At 69.4% G+C, this 18,926-nt stretch carries 10 protein-coding genes; 3 read left to right on the top strand and 7 right to left on the bottom strand.

What is annotated here, in order from left to right; genetic code table 11:
• Position 1: 1 nt before the first annotated feature.
• The 7 genes from ACIQNG_RS02190 to ACIQNG_RS02160 form a co-directional block, all read right to left on the bottom strand.
• Positions 2-6,841 (bottom strand): HYD1 signature containing ADP-ribosyltransferase family protein, encoded by a 6,840-nt coding sequence (locus ACIQNG_RS02190; RefSeq protein ID WP_401482275.1) that lies wholly within the window; start codon positions 6,839-6,841, stop codon positions 2-4.
• Positions 6,842-7,001: 160 nt separating this feature from the next.
• On the bottom strand, positions 7,002-10,577 hold the full coding sequence (locus tag ACIQNG_RS02185; RefSeq protein ID WP_401482274.1) for a LamG-like jellyroll fold domain-containing protein: 3,576 nt from the start codon (positions 10,575-10,577) through the stop codon (positions 7,002-7,004).
• 127 nt (positions 10,578-10,704) lie between these two features.
• Positions 10,705-12,228 carry a VCBS repeat-containing protein gene (locus ACIQNG_RS02180; RefSeq protein WP_401482273.1) on the bottom strand — a complete coding sequence of 508 codons (1,524 nt, stop codon included), beginning with the start codon at positions 12,226-12,228 and terminating at the stop codon, positions 10,705-10,707.
• 437 nt (positions 12,229-12,665) lie between these two features.
• Positions 12,666-13,790, bottom strand: a complete 1,125-nt coding sequence (locus ACIQNG_RS02175) for a hypothetical protein (RefSeq protein ID WP_401482272.1) — start codon at positions 13,788-13,790, stop codon at positions 12,666-12,668.
• 69 nt (positions 13,791-13,859) lie between these two features.
• Complete coding sequence (locus ACIQNG_RS02170) at positions 13,860-14,330, bottom strand: hypothetical protein (protein WP_401482271.1); 471 nt, start codon at positions 14,328-14,330, stop codon at positions 13,860-13,862.
• Positions 14,331-14,629: 299 nt separating this feature from the next.
• Positions 14,630-14,971 carry a hypothetical protein gene (locus ACIQNG_RS02165; protein ID WP_401482270.1) on the bottom strand — a complete coding sequence of 114 codons (342 nt, stop codon included), beginning with the start codon at positions 14,969-14,971 and terminating at the stop codon, positions 14,630-14,632.
• A gap of 386 nt (positions 14,972-15,357) precedes the next feature.
• The gene (locus ACIQNG_RS02160) at positions 15,358-16,947 is read right to left on the bottom strand and encodes a glycoside hydrolase family 20 protein (RefSeq protein ID WP_401437598.1); all 1,590 of its coding nucleotides are present in this window, start codon (positions 16,945-16,947) and stop codon (positions 15,358-15,360) included.
• A gap of 252 nt (positions 16,948-17,199) precedes the next feature.
• Between ACIQNG_RS02160 and ACIQNG_RS02155 the strand changes: the two genes are divergently transcribed.
• The 3 genes from ACIQNG_RS02155 to ACIQNG_RS02145 all read left to right on the top strand — a co-directional run bounded on the left by ACIQNG_RS02155 (position 17,200) and on the right by ACIQNG_RS02145 (position 18,925).
• The gene (locus ACIQNG_RS02155) at positions 17,200-17,889 is read left to right on the top strand and encodes a 2-oxo-4-hydroxy-4-carboxy-5-ureidoimidazoline decarboxylase (protein ID WP_401482269.1); all 690 of its coding nucleotides are present in this window, start codon (positions 17,200-17,202) and stop codon (positions 17,887-17,889) included.
• A 167-nt stretch (positions 17,890-18,056) separates the two neighbouring features.
• The gene (sdhC, locus tag ACIQNG_RS02150; RefSeq protein WP_401437434.1) at positions 18,057-18,437 is read left to right on the top strand and encodes a succinate dehydrogenase, cytochrome b556 subunit; all 381 of its coding nucleotides are present in this window, start codon (positions 18,057-18,059) and stop codon (positions 18,435-18,437) included.
• Between the two features lie 5 nt (positions 18,438-18,442).
• Positions 18,443-18,925 carry a succinate dehydrogenase hydrophobic membrane anchor subunit gene (locus ACIQNG_RS02145; RefSeq protein WP_401437437.1) on the top strand — a complete coding sequence of 161 codons (483 nt, stop codon included), beginning with the start codon at positions 18,443-18,445 and terminating at the stop codon, positions 18,923-18,925.
• The last annotated feature ends 1 nt before the right edge of the window (position 18,926 follow it).

Below are 18,926 nucleotides of genomic sequence, written 5' to 3'. Positions count from 1 at the left end.
ACTAATTCCTTCCAGACCCTACGATGCGGCCGGCGAGATCAAGAGGCTCACTATTTAGAATATAGAAGACCCCTTCCCTTCCCTTACGCACATCTAGCCCGCGCACATCGATCGAAATATAGTGAGAAACCTTTCGCCCAAGCCAGGGAACTCGATAGAAGGCGGCGGATAGCTGCCCAGGCCTCTTCGTTCCAGGCTGAACGTCGGTGAGATATTGGCCATCGCCAAACTTGGCGTCATTGGGGTTCGCCGCTTGAGTGGACGGGCGAAGCTCTTGGCTCGCCAATATCCCATCATGCCCAGCTTCATTCGTGTAGTGATGAAGGACATCGGGAATCTCATCATTGCAGTTGTGAACGAGTACGGGCGTAGCCCCCGCCAGCACATAGTACGTGTGCGTATCCGCCACCGTCAGGTTGTGAACCGTCTGGTTCGGCGCGGTCCAGCGCTTCAGCGCAGTGACCTGGACGCGTGTTCCGGCCGAGGTCTGGAGCCACTGGCCGGGCTTCAGATCGGTGGCGTCGATCCAGTCACGGAGGGCGGGGACCCAGAAGGGGTGGCCGTCCGTTGCGGTGGCGGACGCCGTCTTGGTGCCGGAAGCGCCGTCGGTGTCGAGAGTGATCTTGACTAGTTGCTTGGCGCCCTTGCCCTTGATCTCGGCAGTGACCTTACGGTCGTACGTCTTGCCGGTCTCCGGGTCGGTGGCCTTGACCACGTCCCCGGCCTTGACGTCTCTGATGCGTTTGGTGGTGCCGTCGGCCATCAGGACTCTGGTGTCGGGGGTGAAGCTGTTACTGACGGCACAGCCCGGGTCGTCCACATCTCGACCCTTGCGGCCATCAGGGATGTCGGCGGCCTTGTCCGCGAGATCGTCCGCCCGTTTCGAGGCACTCGACCACTTCAACAGTCCGCCGAGCAAGTCGTCCGACAGTCCGGCGAGTTGCTTGACCAGGGCTTTGCCCTTATCCCACTTCAGCGGATTGACGTATTTGACTGCGAGTTTGGCGATAGCGCCGCCGACGGCGCTCGTGACGATATTGAAGGCCGTCGACCCGCACGCTCCGAAGTTGCCCGTGGTGAAGCAGTCCAGCGCGTCCGTGATGCCCAGCTCGTCGGCCATGATCGCGGCGATTTCCTTCGCCGCGGCGATGGCCCGCTGCTTGGCCGCTGACGCCTCCGCCTCTGCGATGGCCGCATGGGCCTCGGCAGTTGCCTTTTTGGGGCTGTAAGACTGGTAATAGGCGTAGAGGTTGGGGCGTTCCGCGTAGTAGCGGGTGATCTGGTCGGCCCTGCCGAAGCCCAGGCCGCTGCCGACCGGGTCGGCGAGCATCTCGCCGGTGGGGTCGGAGGCCGTGATCGGGGTGTTGTTGGCGTAGGCGTAGCCGTTGATCTGCTGGGCGTCGGTGAAGTCGATCAGGGGGTCGGCGGAGATGAACCGGCCGTTCTCCGGTTCGTACTCGCGGGCGCCGATGTGGGTGAGGCCGGTGGAGGCGTCGACGGGCTTGTTGAGGAAGCCCTTGTCGTCCGGCCAGGGCCCCGTCGCGGTGCCGCGTTCGTTGCCGAAGGGGTCCATGCGGCGCTTGGAGACGGCACCGGTGGCCGGGTCGACGGCGACGGACATCGTGCCCTGGTGGTCACCGCCGAGGGCCTTGACGCCCTGGGGGGTGCGCACGGCCACGGTCTTGCCGGCGAAGGAGTAGTAGCGGGTGCCCGTGACGGCCCGGGTGGTGGTGTCCAGGGACAGCTCCATGCCGGGCAGGTACAGGGTCTGCTTGCCCGGTTCCTTGCGCAGGATGCGGGAGCCGCCCGAGTCGTAGGAGAAGGTGGAGGTCTGTCCGGCCTTGGTGTGGCCCGACAGCCGGCCCGTGGCCGACCAGTTCAGGTCGTGGGTGGTGCCGTCGACGACCCGCTGCTCCGTGTTCCCCGCCGCGTCGTAGCCGTAGGTGTCCTGGCTGTTGACGGCCGGGGTGCTGCCGTGTGCCGGGGTGGTCTCGTCGACCTTGAGGAGGGTGTGCGGTCCGCCGTCGCCGGAGGCGTCCTTGCCGTAGGTGTAGCTGCGGGTGGTGTCGGGGCGTCCGCCGAGCCCCTTGAGGACCTGGGTCTCCCGGTTGTCGGAGGCGTCGTAGGTGAACTCCTGCCAGTACGGCGTGGTGCCGCCGACATTGGAGCCGGTGGGGGCGGCGGCGCAGGCCGCGTCGGCCGCGCCGGTGCCCGCCGCCCGGTTGGGGGTGTTGGAGCTGGTCCAGGCGGACTTCAGACGCCGTTCCCAGTCGTGGGTGAAGCACTGGACGTCTGTGGTGCCGGTCGGGGTGTCGGCGATGGAGGTGATGTTGCCGGCCGGGTCGTACGTGTAGTTCGCGTCATGGACGGGGGTGGTGCCCTCCACCCTCACCTGTGAGTTGGTGAGCCGGTCGGTGCCGCGCTCGTACTCGTAGCCCAGGAACGTCTTCTTCGACTGGGCCGTCATCGCGCCCAGGGTCAGCCCTTGGAGCAGCGAGGTGGACGTGTAGGTCGCGGTCGCTACATACGATCCGAGCGGCGATGTCATGCTCGTCGGGCGCTGGACGTCGTCGTAGGAGAACCCGATGGTCTCCGAGGGCAGACCGCCGGCGGCGGGCATCCTCATCGATTGGACCGTGCCGTCGTCGTTGTACTGGGTGCCGAACTCGTACGTCCCCTTGAGTTCGGCCGCCTCACTGCCCGCCAGGGTCACCTTGGTGACCAGCGGCTGGTACATCTCGTCGATCATGGTGACGACCGTGGAGGACTGGACCTGCCCTCCGCTGTAGCTGTACGTACCGTAGGGCTGGCCCTTGGCGAGGTGGTCGTAGGTGCTCTGCGTGAGGCGTGTACCGGTGGTGGGGTCGCCCTCCCAGGTGGAGACCGGGCGGCCGATCTGGTCGTAGACGGTGGAGAGCTTCTTGCCCCGGGCGTCGGTGGACGAGGTCTGCCGGTCCAGGACGTCGTAGGCGTAGGTGGAGCGGCCGGTGTCCGGGTCGACGGCGGCCTTCTTGCGGCCACGCTGGTCGTACTCGTACGTCCAGACGTTGCCGGCCGGGTCCTTCACGGTCTCCAGCTGCCCGCCGGGCAGGTACGTGTACCGCGTGGACTCGTAGCCGGTGGCCGGGCCGGTGGGGGCGGGAGCGGCGCCCTTGTAGCGGCGGATCTCGGTGGTACGGCCGCGGGCGTCCGTGAGGGTGGTGGAGGGGATGCCGCCGGTCGGCGGGTCGGCGTGGACGCGGTCACCGTCGTAGGCGAAGCTGACGCGCCACTTCTCGTCCCCCGCGGACTTGGTGATGTCCGCGGTCTTGCGGCCGGCGCCGTCATGGGTGGTGAAGACCTGGCCGTCGATCTCACCGGTGGCCTGGAAGAGCGTCGCCGCGGGGGCGGCGGTGGTGTAGTAGTCGATATTGGTCTGGACGAGGTCGCCGTGACCGTCATAGATCGTGTCGGCGATCATCCGGCCGCCGTCCGGGCCCTCGGTCTGCTTCTGCCGCGGACGCAGGAGCCCGTCGTAGATCTGGTACTCGGAGCCGTACGTCAAGCCGCCCTTCTCAAGGCGCTGGGTTCGGACGGCCACCGGGGCGTTGGTGGGGAAGTGGTAGGAGTACTTGAGCGAGGGCAGGGCGTTCAGCGATTTCGAGCGGTCGGGCATCCAGACGTCGGTCAGCCGGCCGAGCGCGTCGTGGGCCAGGTCGGTGCGCTTGCCGTTCATGTCGATCTGGGCCGCCATGGCGCCCCACGCGCGGGCGTACTCGGTGGTGGACTCCCAGCCCAGGACGTTCGTCTCGACCTTCTTGGAGGTCAGGCCGTCGGTCTCCGTGTACTGGATGGTGGTCGCGGTGCCGGCGGCGTCGGTGACCTTCAGTGGGCGGCCGTAGGCGTCGAAGTCGCCGATCGCGGAGGAGGTGACGGTCTCGTAGGTCGCGGTGGTGCCGTTGTGCGAGGCCAGCCGCTGCACCTTGGTGGTGAGGCCGCGGGTGGGGGCCTCGGCGAGGCCCTTGCCGTCGTAGAAGGTGAGGTCGTCGGAGATCACCTGGGTCTTGCGGTCGGGCGTGGTCGCGCATCCGACGGCCACGGTCTCGACGCGGGCGATCATCTCCAGCATGTGCGTGGAGGAGTTGGCGGCGTAGGTGTTGCGCGTGCAGGTGTTGTCCGCGACGTCGGTCTCGCCGTAGTCGTCGGTCTCGCTGACCCGGCCGAGGCTGTCGTAGCGATGGGTGGAGACCGTCTCGCGCGCGGCGCCGGAGGAGCGGGTGGTGAAGGTGCGGGTGGTCTGGGGGCGGATGTAGTAGGCGCGGTCGGTGGCCCAGCTGTGGGCGCGGGAGGCGGTGTTCTTGACCCAGTAGTCGGTGGTCGACTTGGAGACCAGCTTGTCGGTGGCGAAGGCGCCGTCGAACGTGGCGGACTCCACCTGTAGTCCGGAGAGGTGGTCGGAGTCCGTGTAGGTGGCACCGGTGGAGACGGTGACCTGGCCGCCCAGGCCGCGCAGGTAGGTGTGCTCGGTGCGCCGGTGGTCGGCGGCGGTGGTGCCGTCGGACTTGGTGACGCGGACCTTGCCGTAGCCGCGCCAGTCGCTGCGGGTGCGGTACTTGGCCTCGGTGATGCCGTCGGCCCGCGCCATCTTCCACCCCGCGTCGCCGAGGTACTCGTATGCGGTGGTCATGTCCGGGGCGTCGGTGGTGTGGTCGCCCTCGACCACCCGGGCGACGAGGTACTTGTGGAACCAGTCGGTGATCGGGTCCTGTACGCCCGGGGGGTTCCACTTCACCGGGTAGCAGGCGGTGGTGGGTGAGTCCGGGGACGGGAGGGCGGCGGCCTTGCATTCGGCGGCGTGGTAGATGATGTCCAGGTCGCCGCCGGTCTCGTTCCGTACACCGGAGAGCCGCGAGCGGTTCATCGCCTGGATGTTGTCGCCGGGTTTGTCGATCCGGTTCGGCAACTGCGTGTTCTCAAGCTGGACCGAGGGCATCGCGACGGCGGTCGAGCCCACGTGCCCCGTGTGCTTGATGGTGCCCAGCCACAGGGACCGGGAGCTGTCGCCGTTGTCGGTGAAGGTGTGGCCCAGCGTCCAGGAATCGACGTCGGAGTAGCCGCTCCCGCTGCGGATCTGGGTGGTGACCTGGGTGAGCTTCTTACGGGTCCAGAACGTCGGCGAGTTCTGCCCCACGCACTTGGTGTCCACCTTGCAGTTCTGGTCCCACGGTACGTCGGGCCAGCGCGTGGCGGTGGTGTCGGTGAGGTCGGCGGGTTCACAGTCCGCGGCGGCCCCGAGGCAGCGCTCCGCGGTGTCGAAGACGACCCTGGCGGAGGCGGGGGTGGAGAACACCTTGCCCTCGCGCAGACCGTACTCGATGCGCTTGAGGTAGCCGCCGCGGGCGTACGCCTTGCCGTTCTCGGTGGTCTTCAGCCCCTGCGTGTAGTAGTTGATCTCCTTGGTGTAGAAGGAGGCCATCACACTGCCGTTGGGGTCGATCACGTAGTCGAGGTTCCAGCGCCATGCCTGTAGGCAGTGGGCGTTGGCCAGGGTGGCCTGGTAGCAGGGCTCGCCGGCGTCATCGCCGTAGACCGGCACGCGCCAGGTGGAGTTGGTCAGCTCCTTGCCCGTGGCGTGGCCGGGCAGCTTGTCCAGTCCGAAGAAATACTGGGTGCCGTCGGTGGTGGTGACCTTCCAGTGTTCGCCGTTGTTGTCACCGTTCTCGGCACCGGTCAGCTTTTCGATCTTGGTGTTGGAGTCGGCGGCGACCCGCCATTCACCGCTGGTGTCGTCCTTGATCAGCTGACCGGCCGGGCCGCCGGGCAGCTGGATGGTGGCGTTGTCGTACGCCCAGCACAGGTCGCCGTTGGTCTCCGCGTGGCCGTCGTCGGAGCACGCCTTGTAGCGGCGTTCGATGTAGCCGGGTTCGTAGGAGAAGCCCAGCCCCGCCCAGGAGCCCTGGTTGTTGGTGGCGGCGGTCTGGCCGTCCACGCTCTGGGAGTTGTACCCGAAGGTGATGGAGGGGGAGAGACCGCCCGGGACGGGCGGAGTGCGCAGCGGGTAGTTCCAGTTGAAGGCGCCGGAGGAGTTCGACACGCTCCACTCGGCCGAGGGGGCGAGCGGAGTCGCTCCGAACTCACCCTGGTCCCCGCCGGTCGCCGCCGTCGCGGCCAGGACCGTCACACCGCTGTCGGCCGCGAGGGGCACGTCGGCGGTCAGGGTGTCCGTGGCCGTGCGGTTGTCGCTGCGCAGGTGCCGCGGCTTCGCGCAGGCGGCCTTGCCCGGGTCGGTCAGGAAGCACTCCGGGTAGGTGACCAGCCTGAGGCGGGAGCCGTACTCCCCGCCGTACGCCGACGCGAAGCCGGAGTAGTCCAGCTCCAGCCGGGTGGCGGTGCCGGAGGCGACGTCGGCGGCGTGACGCACGGTCATCAGGACCCCGTCGACCCCGGCGGCCCGGGTCCGCTTGCGGTCCAGTACCTCGACGGACACGCGTTCCGCGGCGGGTCTGGCTTTGCTGAGTCTCTTGGGTGGTCCCACTTCCACAGGCAACTTGCCCACCTGGGCGGAGGTGTTCCTCAGGGTGAGGGTGTCGGTACCGGGAGCGGGCCAGGTCACCTTCGCCGGGGTGGTCACCTTGCCCTTGATCTCAGGACTGGCGGGGCGTTTCTCGGACGGGAACGTCCGGCCTTCCACGGGCTTGCCCAGATCCTCCTGGACACCTGGGCGGTCCTTTCCGGTCTCCTCCGCCGCCGCTTCGGGGGCGAAGGCCGGCAGCAGACCGACCGTGAGCGCCACACCGAGGGCGGTCACGGTGCCGGAGCGCAGACGGCGGGCTTGAGAGCGGAACCAGGCGGACCGGGCCACGGGCATCTCCAGACAGGGGGGGAGGGGGGAGCGCGAACGAGGGGCGGGGCGGCGGGACGGCGGCGGGACGGCGGTGACCGAGAGGTGCCGGTCAGGGGCCGGTCACCCACCCGTGACGGGGGCGCTCATGCGCCCATGAGGGGGGCACCCATGACGGGGGTCAGGTCTCGTCCCCGCCCAGACTCGTGCCGCCTTCCAGGCCCGGCACCAGGGCCATCAGTGGTTCGTCCAGGGCACCTTCGTAGACCCGGACCTCGTCGACCGCGCCGGAGAAGTACTCCCCCGCCGTCGAGCCGATTCCGGTGCGGCCGAGCTGGAGGCCGGCTTTGGTCAGGTCCCAGGTGTTCGTCCAGGCCACCGGTGGCCCGGCGGGTGATCCATTGGCATAGAGCTGGATCTCGCCGAACAGGGCGTTGTACGACAGCGCCAGATGGTCCCCGTCGGCGGCGACGCTGGGGACGACCCCCATCGCGGCGGCCTCGGTGACCGTGGCGCTCGCGGCGTCCTTGTCCGTGACGGCCAGTTGCCAGCGGTCGGTGGCCGCGTCGAACCGGACCAGGGCCGCCGTTCCCGCGGTGCCGGGAAGGGACAGGACGGTCTGGTCGGCGGTGGCGCCGAGCGAGGACAGCCGGGCGCGTGCCGTGACGGTGAAGCTGGCCCGCTGTTTCAGCAGCCCCGACGGTCGCGAGGCGTACGCTCCGGACCCGCTCAGGGCCAGATGACCGGCGCCCCACATCGGCTGGGCGACCGGCACGCATGCCGGATCGAGCAGAGGATCGCAGGTGTCCTGCGGCTGGAAGACGGAGGCGCCGCCGGAGAGGGTCAGCGCGGTGGTACCGGCGGAGGCGGGTACCGCTCCGGAGACGGCCTCGTCCATCTCCCAGTAGGCCAGTTGCAGAGGTGGAAGGCCGCCCAGCATCGTGGCCTCGCCCTGGGCCACCACCCGGTCGAAGACCTGGACGTCGGCCACGCTGCCCTTGAGGTGGGCGGTGTACCCGGCGGGTTCCAGGGCCCGTCCGATCTGCAGCGCGCCGCCGGCGTTCCAACTGGTGGCACGTGGCTGGGGCGCACCGGAGACCATGCGGCCGTTGACGTACATCCGCATGGTGCCCTCCGGGTGGCCCTCGTCCTTGTCATAGACCCCGACCAGATGGGTCCACTCGTCGACGACCGGGGCGGGGCCGGTGACCTCCCAGCTCGTCATGGAGTCGATCTCGTTGTCGGGGGCGAGGAAGGACCAGCGCTTCTTCAGCGCGTTGTAGCCGAGCGAGAAGCCGGACTGGGCCGAGCCGTCCTGGCTGATCACGCTCATCGAGGTGGCCGGAACGGCGGGCAGCTTCACCCAGGCGGCGACCGAGAAGGTCTTGTCGGTGTCGATCAGATGCTGGCCGGTGTTGAGGTAGGCGCCGGCGGTGCCGTCCAGGGTGGCCGCGGTGCGGACGGAGCCGTGCGGACCTCGTGCCCCGAAAGTGACCCCGCTTCCGGCGGTCGCCGGGCCCGCGCCCCCACCGCCCCCGGCCTGGGGGGAGCCCGCCGCGTCGGCCAGCGCCCATGCGCCCTTCGGGGAACGCCCCTTGGCGACCTGGAAGTCGTAGCTGGTCACGACCTCGCGGCTGTTGCCCGCGGTGTCCCACGCCTCCGCGTACAGCTTCTTGGGTCCCTCGGTCTTGGGCATCCAGCGGATCACGGCCGGCCGGCCCGGCTCGGAGGGGAACACCGTGCTCTCGGGCTCGCCGCTGAACTGGTAGACGTACTTGGCCACGCTCGTGCCGGGCGAGTACAGCTCGAAGGTGCCGTAGTCACCCACACCGGGGTGCCAGGCGTCGTCCTCCGGATACTGGAGGGAGGAGACCGTGGGCGCGTCCGGCTTGGTGGAGTCCAGGATGAACTCGCATCGGGTGCCGTTCCCCTCGTGGCTCCACGGCCCCCAGGCCGTTCCGTCCGACGCCCGCACCCACCAGCCGATCACCGTGTTCTGCGGCGGGGTGAACGCTCCCGTGCCGTCGCCGGGAATGTCGTCACCGACGGTGTACTTGAAGGTCTCCCAGCCGCTGAGCCGGCCCTTCATGCTGTTGGACGTCTTGGAGGGGGTCGTCACCGTGTGGCTTCTGACGACCCCGCCGGTGTCGGTCCAGAAGATCTCGAACTGGGCCTTGAGCTGCTCCGTGTTGGATCCGGCGTCGCCGTGGTCCGGGTCCCAGACGGTGGCCTTGAGTGTGGGCCGCTTGTTGGCGTAGTGGCTGGTCGCCCGGCCGGCCTCGCACTTCCCGCCCGGGTTCATCGACAGTTCGCCCATCGTCGGCTGGAACGGCGGACGGTTGTACGTCACCTCCAGCGCGGCGTTGTTGCAGAACCGCTTCCACGACGCGTACGCGCCCTCGTCCACCGCGGCGAGCCCGAAGGTGGTGTAGTCCCATCCACTGGTAGCGGCCTTGGAGAGGGATCCCGTGACGTCGAACCGTACGTTCTGGTTGGTCGACGTACAGGACCCTGTCGGGTTCGTCGGCGACTTGGTGGTGATCAGGGCCTTGCTGGACGGCTTGTTCCCCCAGTTGGTGCCGGAGTTGATGGCCGCTCCGCCGGAGGAGTTCACCCGGTGCAGTCCGACCTGCTTGGCCTCGCTGTTGTAGGTGTGCACCAGGGTGATCGAGAACTCGGCGCTGAGGATCGTCTTGCCCTCGTACGCGCCGGTGGGCATCGCGTAGTACTGGCGCTGCACATCGTTGGAGCCGACGCAGCGGACGGACACATCGGCCGGGCAGCGTCCCACGCCCTTGCCGGACTCGATGCCGTCGGCCGAGTTGGAGAACTTCCAGCCCTCCAGGCCCGGGTTCCCCGAGGAGACCCAGGTCCAGCTGGTGCGTGAGGTGGTGCGGGTCACCGGGTCGATGTACACGGGGTACCGGGTGTTCTTCCCGCGCAGCAGGTCCGGATCGGGGGTGAGGACCATGGAGTCCTTGCCCAGGCCGAGCCCCACGTCGGCGATCCGGGCGCCTTCCGGAGGTTGGGAAGCAGCCGTCGTCCCGGTCGGCGGGGTGTCCCGCGGGGCGCCGCTGGAGTCCCACATGACCGGCTGAGGTGCCTCGAACACCTTGCCGCCCGATGTCTCGTCCCTGGCGACGAGCGTGCCCTCGGCCCCACGCTCCAGGTCGACGCCGCTGGTCGTGACGGGCAGGTCGATCGATGTCAGCTTCGGATGCGCGGCAGCCTTCGCCGAACGCACCACCAGGACATGGCTGTAGCCGTCCGGCTCGGCCCTCACCACGAGGTCGACATCCGGCAGTACGGAGCGGTAGGTGGCGGTCGGGCCGTCGATCTCCGGCCGGGGCAGGCTGCCGTGGGGCCAGGAGACGGACATGGTCCGTCCGTCCCGGACGAGCGTGGCGAAGGGGCTCTCGCCGCCGGGGGAGAACGACATCGCGGCGGAGGCGGCGCGTGGCACCAGCCGCTGCCCGGGCCCCGCCTCAAGGGTGGTGTCGATCCCGGTCCACTTGCCGTCCTTGCGGACCCGCACGGGTTGCGCGTACTCCCGCACGGTGAATGTGCCGTCCGGGTTGGCGAAGGTCTCGCTGTTCTCCTTGCGGAGGTTGGTGACCTCCACCCGCTCACCGTGCTCGGCCGCCGCCGAGACCGCCTCCCGCTCGCCGGCCACGGCAGCGGGCGCCTGTCGCTCGGCTGCCGGGGCCTTCGGTGGCTCCGCCGCCTGGGCGGGGATCACGAGGCCGGCTGCCAGCATCGACGTCAGCGTCACGGACAGCAGACCGGCCCGTGTGCGGGCAGGACGTATCCCTCTGTACACCACTGTTCCGCCCCCTGGTTGAAGATCTGTGCCGGTGTCGGCCGCGGGAATCCGAACCGGCCGCTCAGCGAATGACGGATCCGAACGCCTTGCCCACGTCCGGCAGACCGTCCGCCCCCGGCCGGTAGGTCGTCACCGAGCCCGTTCCGTCGTTGATCAGCGTCCAGGGCACCGAATAGGCGATGCCTTTCTGCAGGCCAGCCGTCTTGCTGTACGGCACGCCGATATACAGGCTTTCCGAGGTGCCGGTCAGCGCCATCCCTGTGAAGTCCCTCGCCTCGGCCGCGTGCGGCAGGATCCCGTCACCCCGGTGCAGGATCTTGTCCCCGGTGCCCGGTGAACTCCCTGGGCGGAGTATGTGCACGGCTCCCGCGTTCTCCGCCGCGCCGACCTCCTGGTTGGGCACACCGACCGCGAGCTTGATGTTGGTGGTGAAGGGCGCGTCCGGTGCCAGGTTCGCCAGGGAGACCCGCTGCCCGAAGAAGTCGCCCACCACCGGTTCACCGTCGACACCCGTGGCGTCGTCCGCCCCGCCCGTCATCCGGTCGATGAGGTTCACCTCTGACACCGCTCCCCTCGTCCCGACCTCAAGCACGGTGACGGCGCCGGCGTCGGAAACCGCTCCGACGTCCTCGTTCGGGGCACCCACGGCGAGCAACACGTCGCCGGAGGAGCCCGCCCACAGCGCCCGGTAGGGCAGTATCGACAAGGCCGTTCCGAAGCGGTCACCGCTCTCGGCCGTGCCGGAGGTGAGCGCGGGGTGGTTCTCGTCGAGGCCGACCAGTTGGTCCAGCGCGTCGGCCGTGGTGAGGGTGTGGTTGAACACACCGACCCCGCCGGCGAACGCCTGTGTCCCGATCGCCTCACCGGGGATCCCGATGGCGACGAAGCGTGAGGTGGCGGCCAGGGACGCGCCGAAGCGGTCGTTGTTCTCCGCGACTCCGGCCACGCCGTCGACGTCCTGGTGGACCGATCCCTTGGCGGTGCCTTCCATGACGTGGACGCCGCCCGCGTCCACGGCGGCACCGACGTCTTCGCCGGGTCCCCCGATGGCCAGGTAGGGGTTGTTCGACGGGTTCTTTCCGGCCGCCAGGGCGAACCCGAACAGATCGCCCGCCTCTGTGGTGGCCGTCGAGACGAATCCGCTCTGGGAGAAGCCGTCCACGGTGGCCGTCGGCCCGATGCCCGTCGGCGATCCGTGGACGATGTACACGGCACCGGCGTCGGCCTGAGTGGTGCCGCTCACCGTGACGTCCTCGTACGGAGTGCCCACCACAAGGTCCGTGCAGCCGTCCGCGTTCGCGTCGAACGTGGCGATCGCGTAGCCGAACTGGTCCGCCGTCTCAGGCGACGCGTTCATCGTGGACATGGCCTGCGACACCTCTGAGGTGCCCTTGCCGCCACCGAGCACGATCCGCACCAGACCGGCCGCGTCCTTGCCCGACACCGGCGCCTGCGGATCCGCGATCGCGACATCCCGGATGCCGTCGCCGTTGAAGTCCGACTCGGTGCCGGCCGTGCAGGCCGCGGCCAGTGCCGGGGACGCCCCCAGCGTGTACGAGCCACCGGTCAGCAACAGCGCGGACACCAGCCCCCATCTCACAGCCCGTCCCAGACCGCGCACACCACACCCCTGCTCCACTGCCCCACCCATCCCGTTCACAGGATTCACACAAGTGGCCCGAGAAAACAGGGGGGTTCATTTGTTCGTCAAGGGAGCGAGTTCTCGATAAAGGCACATTGGCCAGAAGCATCTCCTCACTCAAAGCACCCACATGACCGCGAAGAGTCACTATCGCAAACCCTCGGCGAATCAGCTCGACCGCCCACCGCGCCACCCGCCCTTACCCTTCTCTTACCCAAGGACTCGTCTGCGTCATGGACACGGCAGGTTGCCCCTGGAGCCGACACCCGCGTTGCGCAATGAAAGACCGCGTCTCCGGATCCGCACCGCTCCGGCAGGAGCCGAAGTGCACGATCGAATGGCCGGGAAGTACGTACGGGTGGCACGCATCGTGGGCCGGGCTATCGGCTTCGGCGGGAGCCCTGGCTCGAACTCGATGATCGCGAGATCTGAGCCGGGGCGGTGGGGGAGGTGCTCGTTCTGTTGGGGTCGAAAGCGGACATCGACGCGTAGTACGCCAGCGGGTTGGACTGTTCACGGCCCTGTTTCCAGGACCCCTCGTAGGTTTTCGTGAGGTTCAGCGCGGGCAGGGTGCGCTGTCTGTCCACGAGCGGGCCCGTCGGTGAGGTGCGCAGCGGCCATGCCTCGTCGGGGACTCCCATGGCCGAGCCGCCGTGCCGGTTGTCGACCTTGGCGATTCCGTCGTACAGCGAGTGCACGGCGAGTTCCCCTGGGATGAAGGCCCACTCGGGGTCGTCGACGTTGGCCTTCTTCCCCAGTACCGAGCTGTTGGTCCTGAACTCTCCGGGGACGAACCGTCCCTCTTCAGGGCCGTGCAGCATGACGACATCGCCCTCGGCGACACTGGCCTGGGCCATCTTGACGTATCGGTCGAACATGCTCTCCGCGGCCCCGCGCATGATCTCCTGACCCTCGCTGCCCGGCCGCGCCGCCATGGCCCAGATGTCGATCTGCGGGGCCACGGCGTCGTTGTCGTCGTTCATTCCGCCGTCCCCGTAGGTCACGTGGTCCACGGGGGTGTAGTAGATGGACGCGTCGCTGTCGATCATCGGGATCGTCACATCGCGTTGGAACGCCTCCTCCGCTCCCGTGTACTTGGTCCCGGGGGCCGGACTGGCGTTGCCGTCGAGGAGCACCCCTCCTTCGACGCCCAGAACACAGTAGGAAACCGAGTCCTTGACGGAGATCTGCCCGCCGTTCCGCATGTCCCAGGACCACATGTCCATGAGCATCTGCGGATTCCGCTTCTCCGCGGGCAGAGCCTGGGAGAGGTACTCGACGTTCTCCCACACATTCACCACGCGGTAGCCCAGCGGCTCGGCAAAGGCCCGATAGCTGTCCATCAGCTCCTCGGTCGACCTGCTTCCGCCCCACTCGGTCCCGCGGGGGGCGGCCCACAGCGTGGGCTGCCCGGAGACCTCGGAGAACGCCTCCGCCTGCCGCGCCATGCCCTCCCTGAGGCGGTTCGGTATCTCTTCGCCGGCCCACACCGTGCCTGAGTGCATCGGGCACCCCTCCTTGTCACGAACCAGTCGTCACCGTACGGATACGACGGCTCGCGGGCGGGCGGCGGTTCAATGCGGGAGGGCGGGCAGTCGTGTCGCCCCGTCCCGCCACGAGCGCCGGGCCCTGCCGTGCAGGGTGAGGTAGAAGGTGTGGGTCGAGTCCTCGGGGCTGCCGGTCGTGAAGCGGTTGGTGACCCGGCCGAGGGGGTTCCAGTGCCGGCCGTCCGGCATCCGTACGCCGACCGGGTGGCCGAAGTAGGCCCGCTGTTCGGCGTCGAAGTCCACCCAGCACCCGCCCGCGTGCCGTACCAGCACCTCACCCACGTACGCGCCGAGCGCGCACAGGGTGCGATGGGCCCGCTCCCCCTCGGCGCCGCCCTTGCGCAGTCCGTCGGCGAGTACGTCGACCAGGCGCAGGCTGTTCACCGAGTAGTCCAGCGGCAGCCGGTTGCGGGCGGTCGCATGTGCGACGAACGCGGCGGCCCGACCCCGCATCTCCGTGGCGTACGGCGCTCGGCCGTCCTGGTCCGCGTGTCCCATGAGTCCCCCTCGGTTCACCCCCGCCCCCCGGGGCTCTTCCGATCCTGCAACGAACGGCACAGGAATTTCACAGGCAGGGGGCGTGGGTATCCCCACACGAAAGCCCGGCTGTTTCCGTACAACCTTTTGCGGCTGTGACGTCCGCGCTGGATCCAGCCCATGGGTGGGTAGTTGAGCACCCGGGTGAGGCCCGTGCGCCGCCCTGCGGTCCCTGCCGCGCCTGCCGCCCCTGCGGCCCTTACGGTCCCTACGACGCCGGTGGCGCCGAAGGAGTCACCGAGACCCCCACCCCACCCCGCCTACTGGCCCGCCGTCGCGTCCCGGCACAGCAGGCGCAGTGACCCCTCCCCGCTGAAACATCGCCGGGCCTCGTCCAGGGGGTCCCACAGCCGACCGTTCGGGGTACGGACCCAGTGGTCGCCGCCGCTCGACCACCACTCGGCGCCGGTCTGGCGCACGATCACCTCACCGGCGTACGCCCCCAGCCCGCGCAGCACCTGCTCGGCGGCGGCGTACGGGGTGTCCTCCCGGCGCAGTTCGCCGATCAGCCGGTCCGCGCTCCACAGGGACTGGGCCGAGTAGTCGAGGCGCAGCCGCGCGCCCTCCCGGAGGGTGGACACGATGTCGGCGGCCCAGCGCACGGGTCTGGCCGCGGCGGAGGGACGGGGGGTCTCCGCCGCCGGCCCAGTCTCCGCACTCGCCGCACTCGCCGCACTCGCCGCACTCGTCGTGCTCGCCGCACTCGCCGCACTCGTCGTGCTCGCCGCGGCCGTCTCAGTCGTCGCAGTCGTCGCAGTCGTCGCAGTCGTCCTCATCGTCGTCACACTGATAAGAGCGCTGCGGCCAGGCAATTCGTCACACAGGCAGGGGAGTTCGGCAACCGCAGCCCCGGCGGGAGGGCATCGCACGGCTGCCGGTGTCCCCCGGGTGTCGTTCGCGGCTCGTCCCGTCCCGTCACGGCCGTACGGATCACAAGCACGGATCGCGACCGTACGGTAACGAAGGCCGCGGCGTGGGCGGCCGGGCGTCAGCCGAGGCGGTCGGCCAGTGCGCGGAACTCGGGCCAGGACAGCTCCGGCTTCCCCGGGTCCCACAGCTTCTGCACGGTCGCCCGCAGCGGCAGCCGGATCCCGGCGGCGACCTGGTCCGGGGTCTGCGCGTTGGCGATGTCGCACCAGACGGCGAAGGAGCCGCCCAGGATCTGCCCCTCGTAGCGGGCGGCGACGGCACCCGAGCCGCGCACCACACGCGGGGTCCACTCCTCGTAGATCCGCTCCCCGGTCGGGTAGACGAAGGTCTGCGGCTCGCCGAGGACGTAGTAGAGGTACTCGTCGTTGTAGTTGATCAGCTTCCGGCCCGCGCGCAGATACTCCACCGGCGGGCGGGCGCCGATCTCCTTGCCCGTCCAGTACGCGACGAGGAGGTCGGCGGCGGGCCGCACGGACGTACCGGTGTAGAAGCCGTCGTTCCACGCGCGCGGGACGCGGTCGTTCGCGCGGACGGTATCGGCGCGGTCATCGAGCCAGCCGGTGGCCAGGTCGGCGACGGTGGCGCCGGAGCCGTACCGCTCCCGGGCGGCGGCGACCAGCTTCGGGAAGGACGCCTGTGGGTCGCGGACGGTCAGCGCGAGGTACTCGTCGCCGCCGAGGTGCCACTGGTCGCCGGGGAACAGACCGGCGTATTCGTCGAGCAGTTCGTCCACGATCGCCGCCGAGTCCGGGTTGGCGATGTCGATCGCGCCACGCAGCGCGACCCCGTTGACATTGCGCAGTTGCAGATCGGGGTGGGCGGCGATGACGGCGCCGAGATGGCCCGGGGAGTCGATCTCGGGCACGACGGTGATGTGCCGGCTCCGGGCGAGCGCCACGATCCGCCGCACCTCGGCCTTGGTGAGATGGGTCTTCGACACGATCTCCGGGTGGGTGTCCGACGCGATCCGGAAGCCCTGGTCGTCGGAGAAGTGCAGCCCCAGCTCGTTGTACTTCAGATCGCCCAGCTCCCGCACCCGGTCCTCGATCCAGGCCGCGGTGAACGGCTTGCGCGCGATGTCCAGCATGAACCCGCGCCGCGGCTTGGCCGGCTCGTCCCGCACCACCCCCTCGGGCGCCGTGCCGCCGCCCGCGACCTCCTGCTTCAGCGTCCGGGTCGCGTAGAACACGCCCGCCTCGCCGGGCCCGCTGATCGACACCCGCCCGCCGCCCACGGTCATCGCGTACGACTCCGGCCCCGCCCCCTTCCCGCCGCCGAGCGCCAGCCGTACGTCCCCCTGCCGGACGTCGTCGCGCTCCCCGGCGTACGTCAGCCCCAGCTCACCGGCGAGCAACCGCCCCTCGTCGGCCAGCGCGCCGTCCGCGACCACCACCCGGTACCCGCGCTCGGGCCGCCAGCCGGGGCCGCGCGCGGGGGTGTGCGACCGGACGGCGGGGATGGTGCGCGGCGCCTCGGACAAGGGGTAGGAGCGCGTCGGGCTGGGGCTGGCGCTGGTGCCGGGCGGGACCTGCGCGGACGTGGCCGAGCCGGTCGTACGGTCGCCCGAGCCCCCGGAGTCGCCGTCGCCGCCGGAGGCCCACAGTCCGAGTCCCACGCCGAACACCACCACGGCCGCCGCGATCAGCAGCGCCCTGCGCCGGACGGTCCGCTCCGCCTCCGCCGATGTACCGCGCCTGTGTCCGCCCACGTCGTCAACCTAATGCCGCAAGCACAAGGGTGTGTCCACGAGAGGTTCCGAAACTCTCCCGTCCGGGTGAAATTCGGATAACCGTCGGACACAGGATGACCACTCTCGATAACGTGGCGGCACATCTCTCACACATTCATCAGCCGACACGCGCGCCGCGACCGACGCGGCGCCGCCGACCTACGACGTGACGTGACCCGCCTCCTTCCTGAGCAGACGCGCCTGTCCGCGCCGCCTCCCCTCCACTCCTTCAACGCCGCTCCGGCCGCCGAACTCCGCCGCGCCCTGCTGCTCTGTCTGCGCAGCCCGCGCTGGGCCGAACGGCTCACGGCCCACCGCCCCTACCCCGATGTGGAGGCCCTGTTCGCCGCGTCCGACGAAGCGGCGTACGACCTGACCTCGGCCGAACTCGCCGACGCCCTGGCGGGCGAGCCCCTCCCCACCCTTCCCGACGGCACGTACAGCGCCGCGCACACGGCCCTCAGCGCGGCCCACGCCGCCTACGAGTCCCGATTCGGTCATGCGTTCGTCGTCTGCCTGGACCACGTACCGCCGGACGAGGCCCTCGCCCAGTTCCTCGCCGCCATCCGGTCACGATTGACGAACGATCCCGAGGACGAACGGGTGACCGCCTGGGAGGAACTGCGCCAACTGGCGAAGGGACGGCTGGTGGACCTCCTCCGCGACGCGGGGAACCGCACGGACCGAGACAACGGCCCCGCGCCCGGACACGGCGGACCCGCCTCCGGGCAGGAACGACCCACGTTCGGGCACGGCGCACCTGCCTCCAGGCAGGACCGACCCACCTCCGGCCACGGCTCACCCGCATTCCGGCAAGGCTCACCCGCATCCGGAACAAAGTCGGCCGCATCACCCCATTAGCCGCACATCACCCATCCGCGTGCCACTTTGATCACACAGCCACACCCCCGCTCAGCGCCGCGGTCAACCGCAGATACCATGCTGGGGGCCGGTGGACCGTACCCGGCCGGGCCCCACCGACCGCACAAGCCGGCGCGGCCCCAATCCCCGCTCCCGGAGGAAATTCCGTGCCGGCTGGAACGCTGTACCGCGGCCGGGAAGGAATGTGGTCCTGGGTGGCTCATCGAGTCACCGGCGTCCTCATCTTCTTCTTCCTGTTCGTACACGTGCTGGACACCGCTCTCGTGCGTGTCTCCCCCGAGGCTTACGACGACGTCGTGGCCACGTACAAGACGCCGATCGTCGCCGTGCTGGAATACGGCCTGGTCGCCGCGATCCTGTTCCACGCGCTCAACGGCCTGCGTGTCATCGCCGTCGACTTCTGGTCGAAGGGCGCCCGCTACCAGAAGCAGCTGCTCTGGTCGGTCGTAGGCATCTGGGTGGTGCTGATGCTCGGGGCGATCTACCCCGTCCTCGGTCACGCCGCTCGTGAAGTGTTCGGGAGCTGACGCGCATGTCCACGACTGAGAAGACCGCCTCCGGGATCGGCCCCGTCGAGAGCAACCCCGTCTACACGGTCGACAATCCGGCCCCGCTCATCGAGCCGCCGCGCGCCCGCACCAAGAAGACCCCGCGCAGCACGCGCGGCAACTTCGAGATGATCGCCTGGCTGTTCATGCGGCTGTCCGGCATCGTGCTGGTCGTCCTGGTCATCGGCCACCTGCTGATCCAGCTGGTGCTGGACGGCGGTGTCTCCAAGATCGGTTTCGCGTTCGTCGCCGGCCGCTGGGCCTCCCCCTTCTGGCAGGTCTGGGACCTGCTGATGCTGTGGCTCGCGATGCTGCACGGCGCCAACGGCCTGCGCACCGTCATCAACGACTACGCGGAGCGTGCCAACACGCGTCTGTGGCTGAAGGGCCTGCTGTACACCGCCACGGTGTTCACCATCCTGCTGGGCACGCTGGTGATCTTCACCTTCGACCCGAACATCCGCTAGG

The sequence above is a fragment of the Streptomyces sp. NPDC091377 genome (genome assembly GCF_044757045.1).
Lineage (GTDB): Bacteria > Actinomycetota > Actinomycetes > Streptomycetales > Streptomycetaceae > Streptomyces.
The sequence above is the reverse complement of the archived record's forward strand: the minus strand, read 5'-3'. Positions and strand labels throughout refer to the sequence as shown.

Coding starts and splice junctions, on each gene's coding strand:
- ACIQNG_RS02185 (WP_401482274.1), bottom strand. CDS start 10,577: ATGCTGGCAGCCGGCCTCGTGATCCCCGCCCAGGCGGCGGAGCCACCG.
- ACIQNG_RS02175 (WP_401482272.1), bottom strand. CDS start 13,790: ATGCACTCAGGCACGGTGTGGGCCGGCGAAGAGATACCGAACCGCCTC.
- ACIQNG_RS02170 (WP_401482271.1), bottom strand. CDS start 14,330: ATGGGACACGCGGACCAGGACGGCCGAGCGCCGTACGCCACGGAGATG.
- ACIQNG_RS02145 (WP_401437437.1), top strand. CDS start 18,443: ATGTCCACGACTGAGAAGACCGCCTCCGGGATCGGCCCCGTCGAGAGC.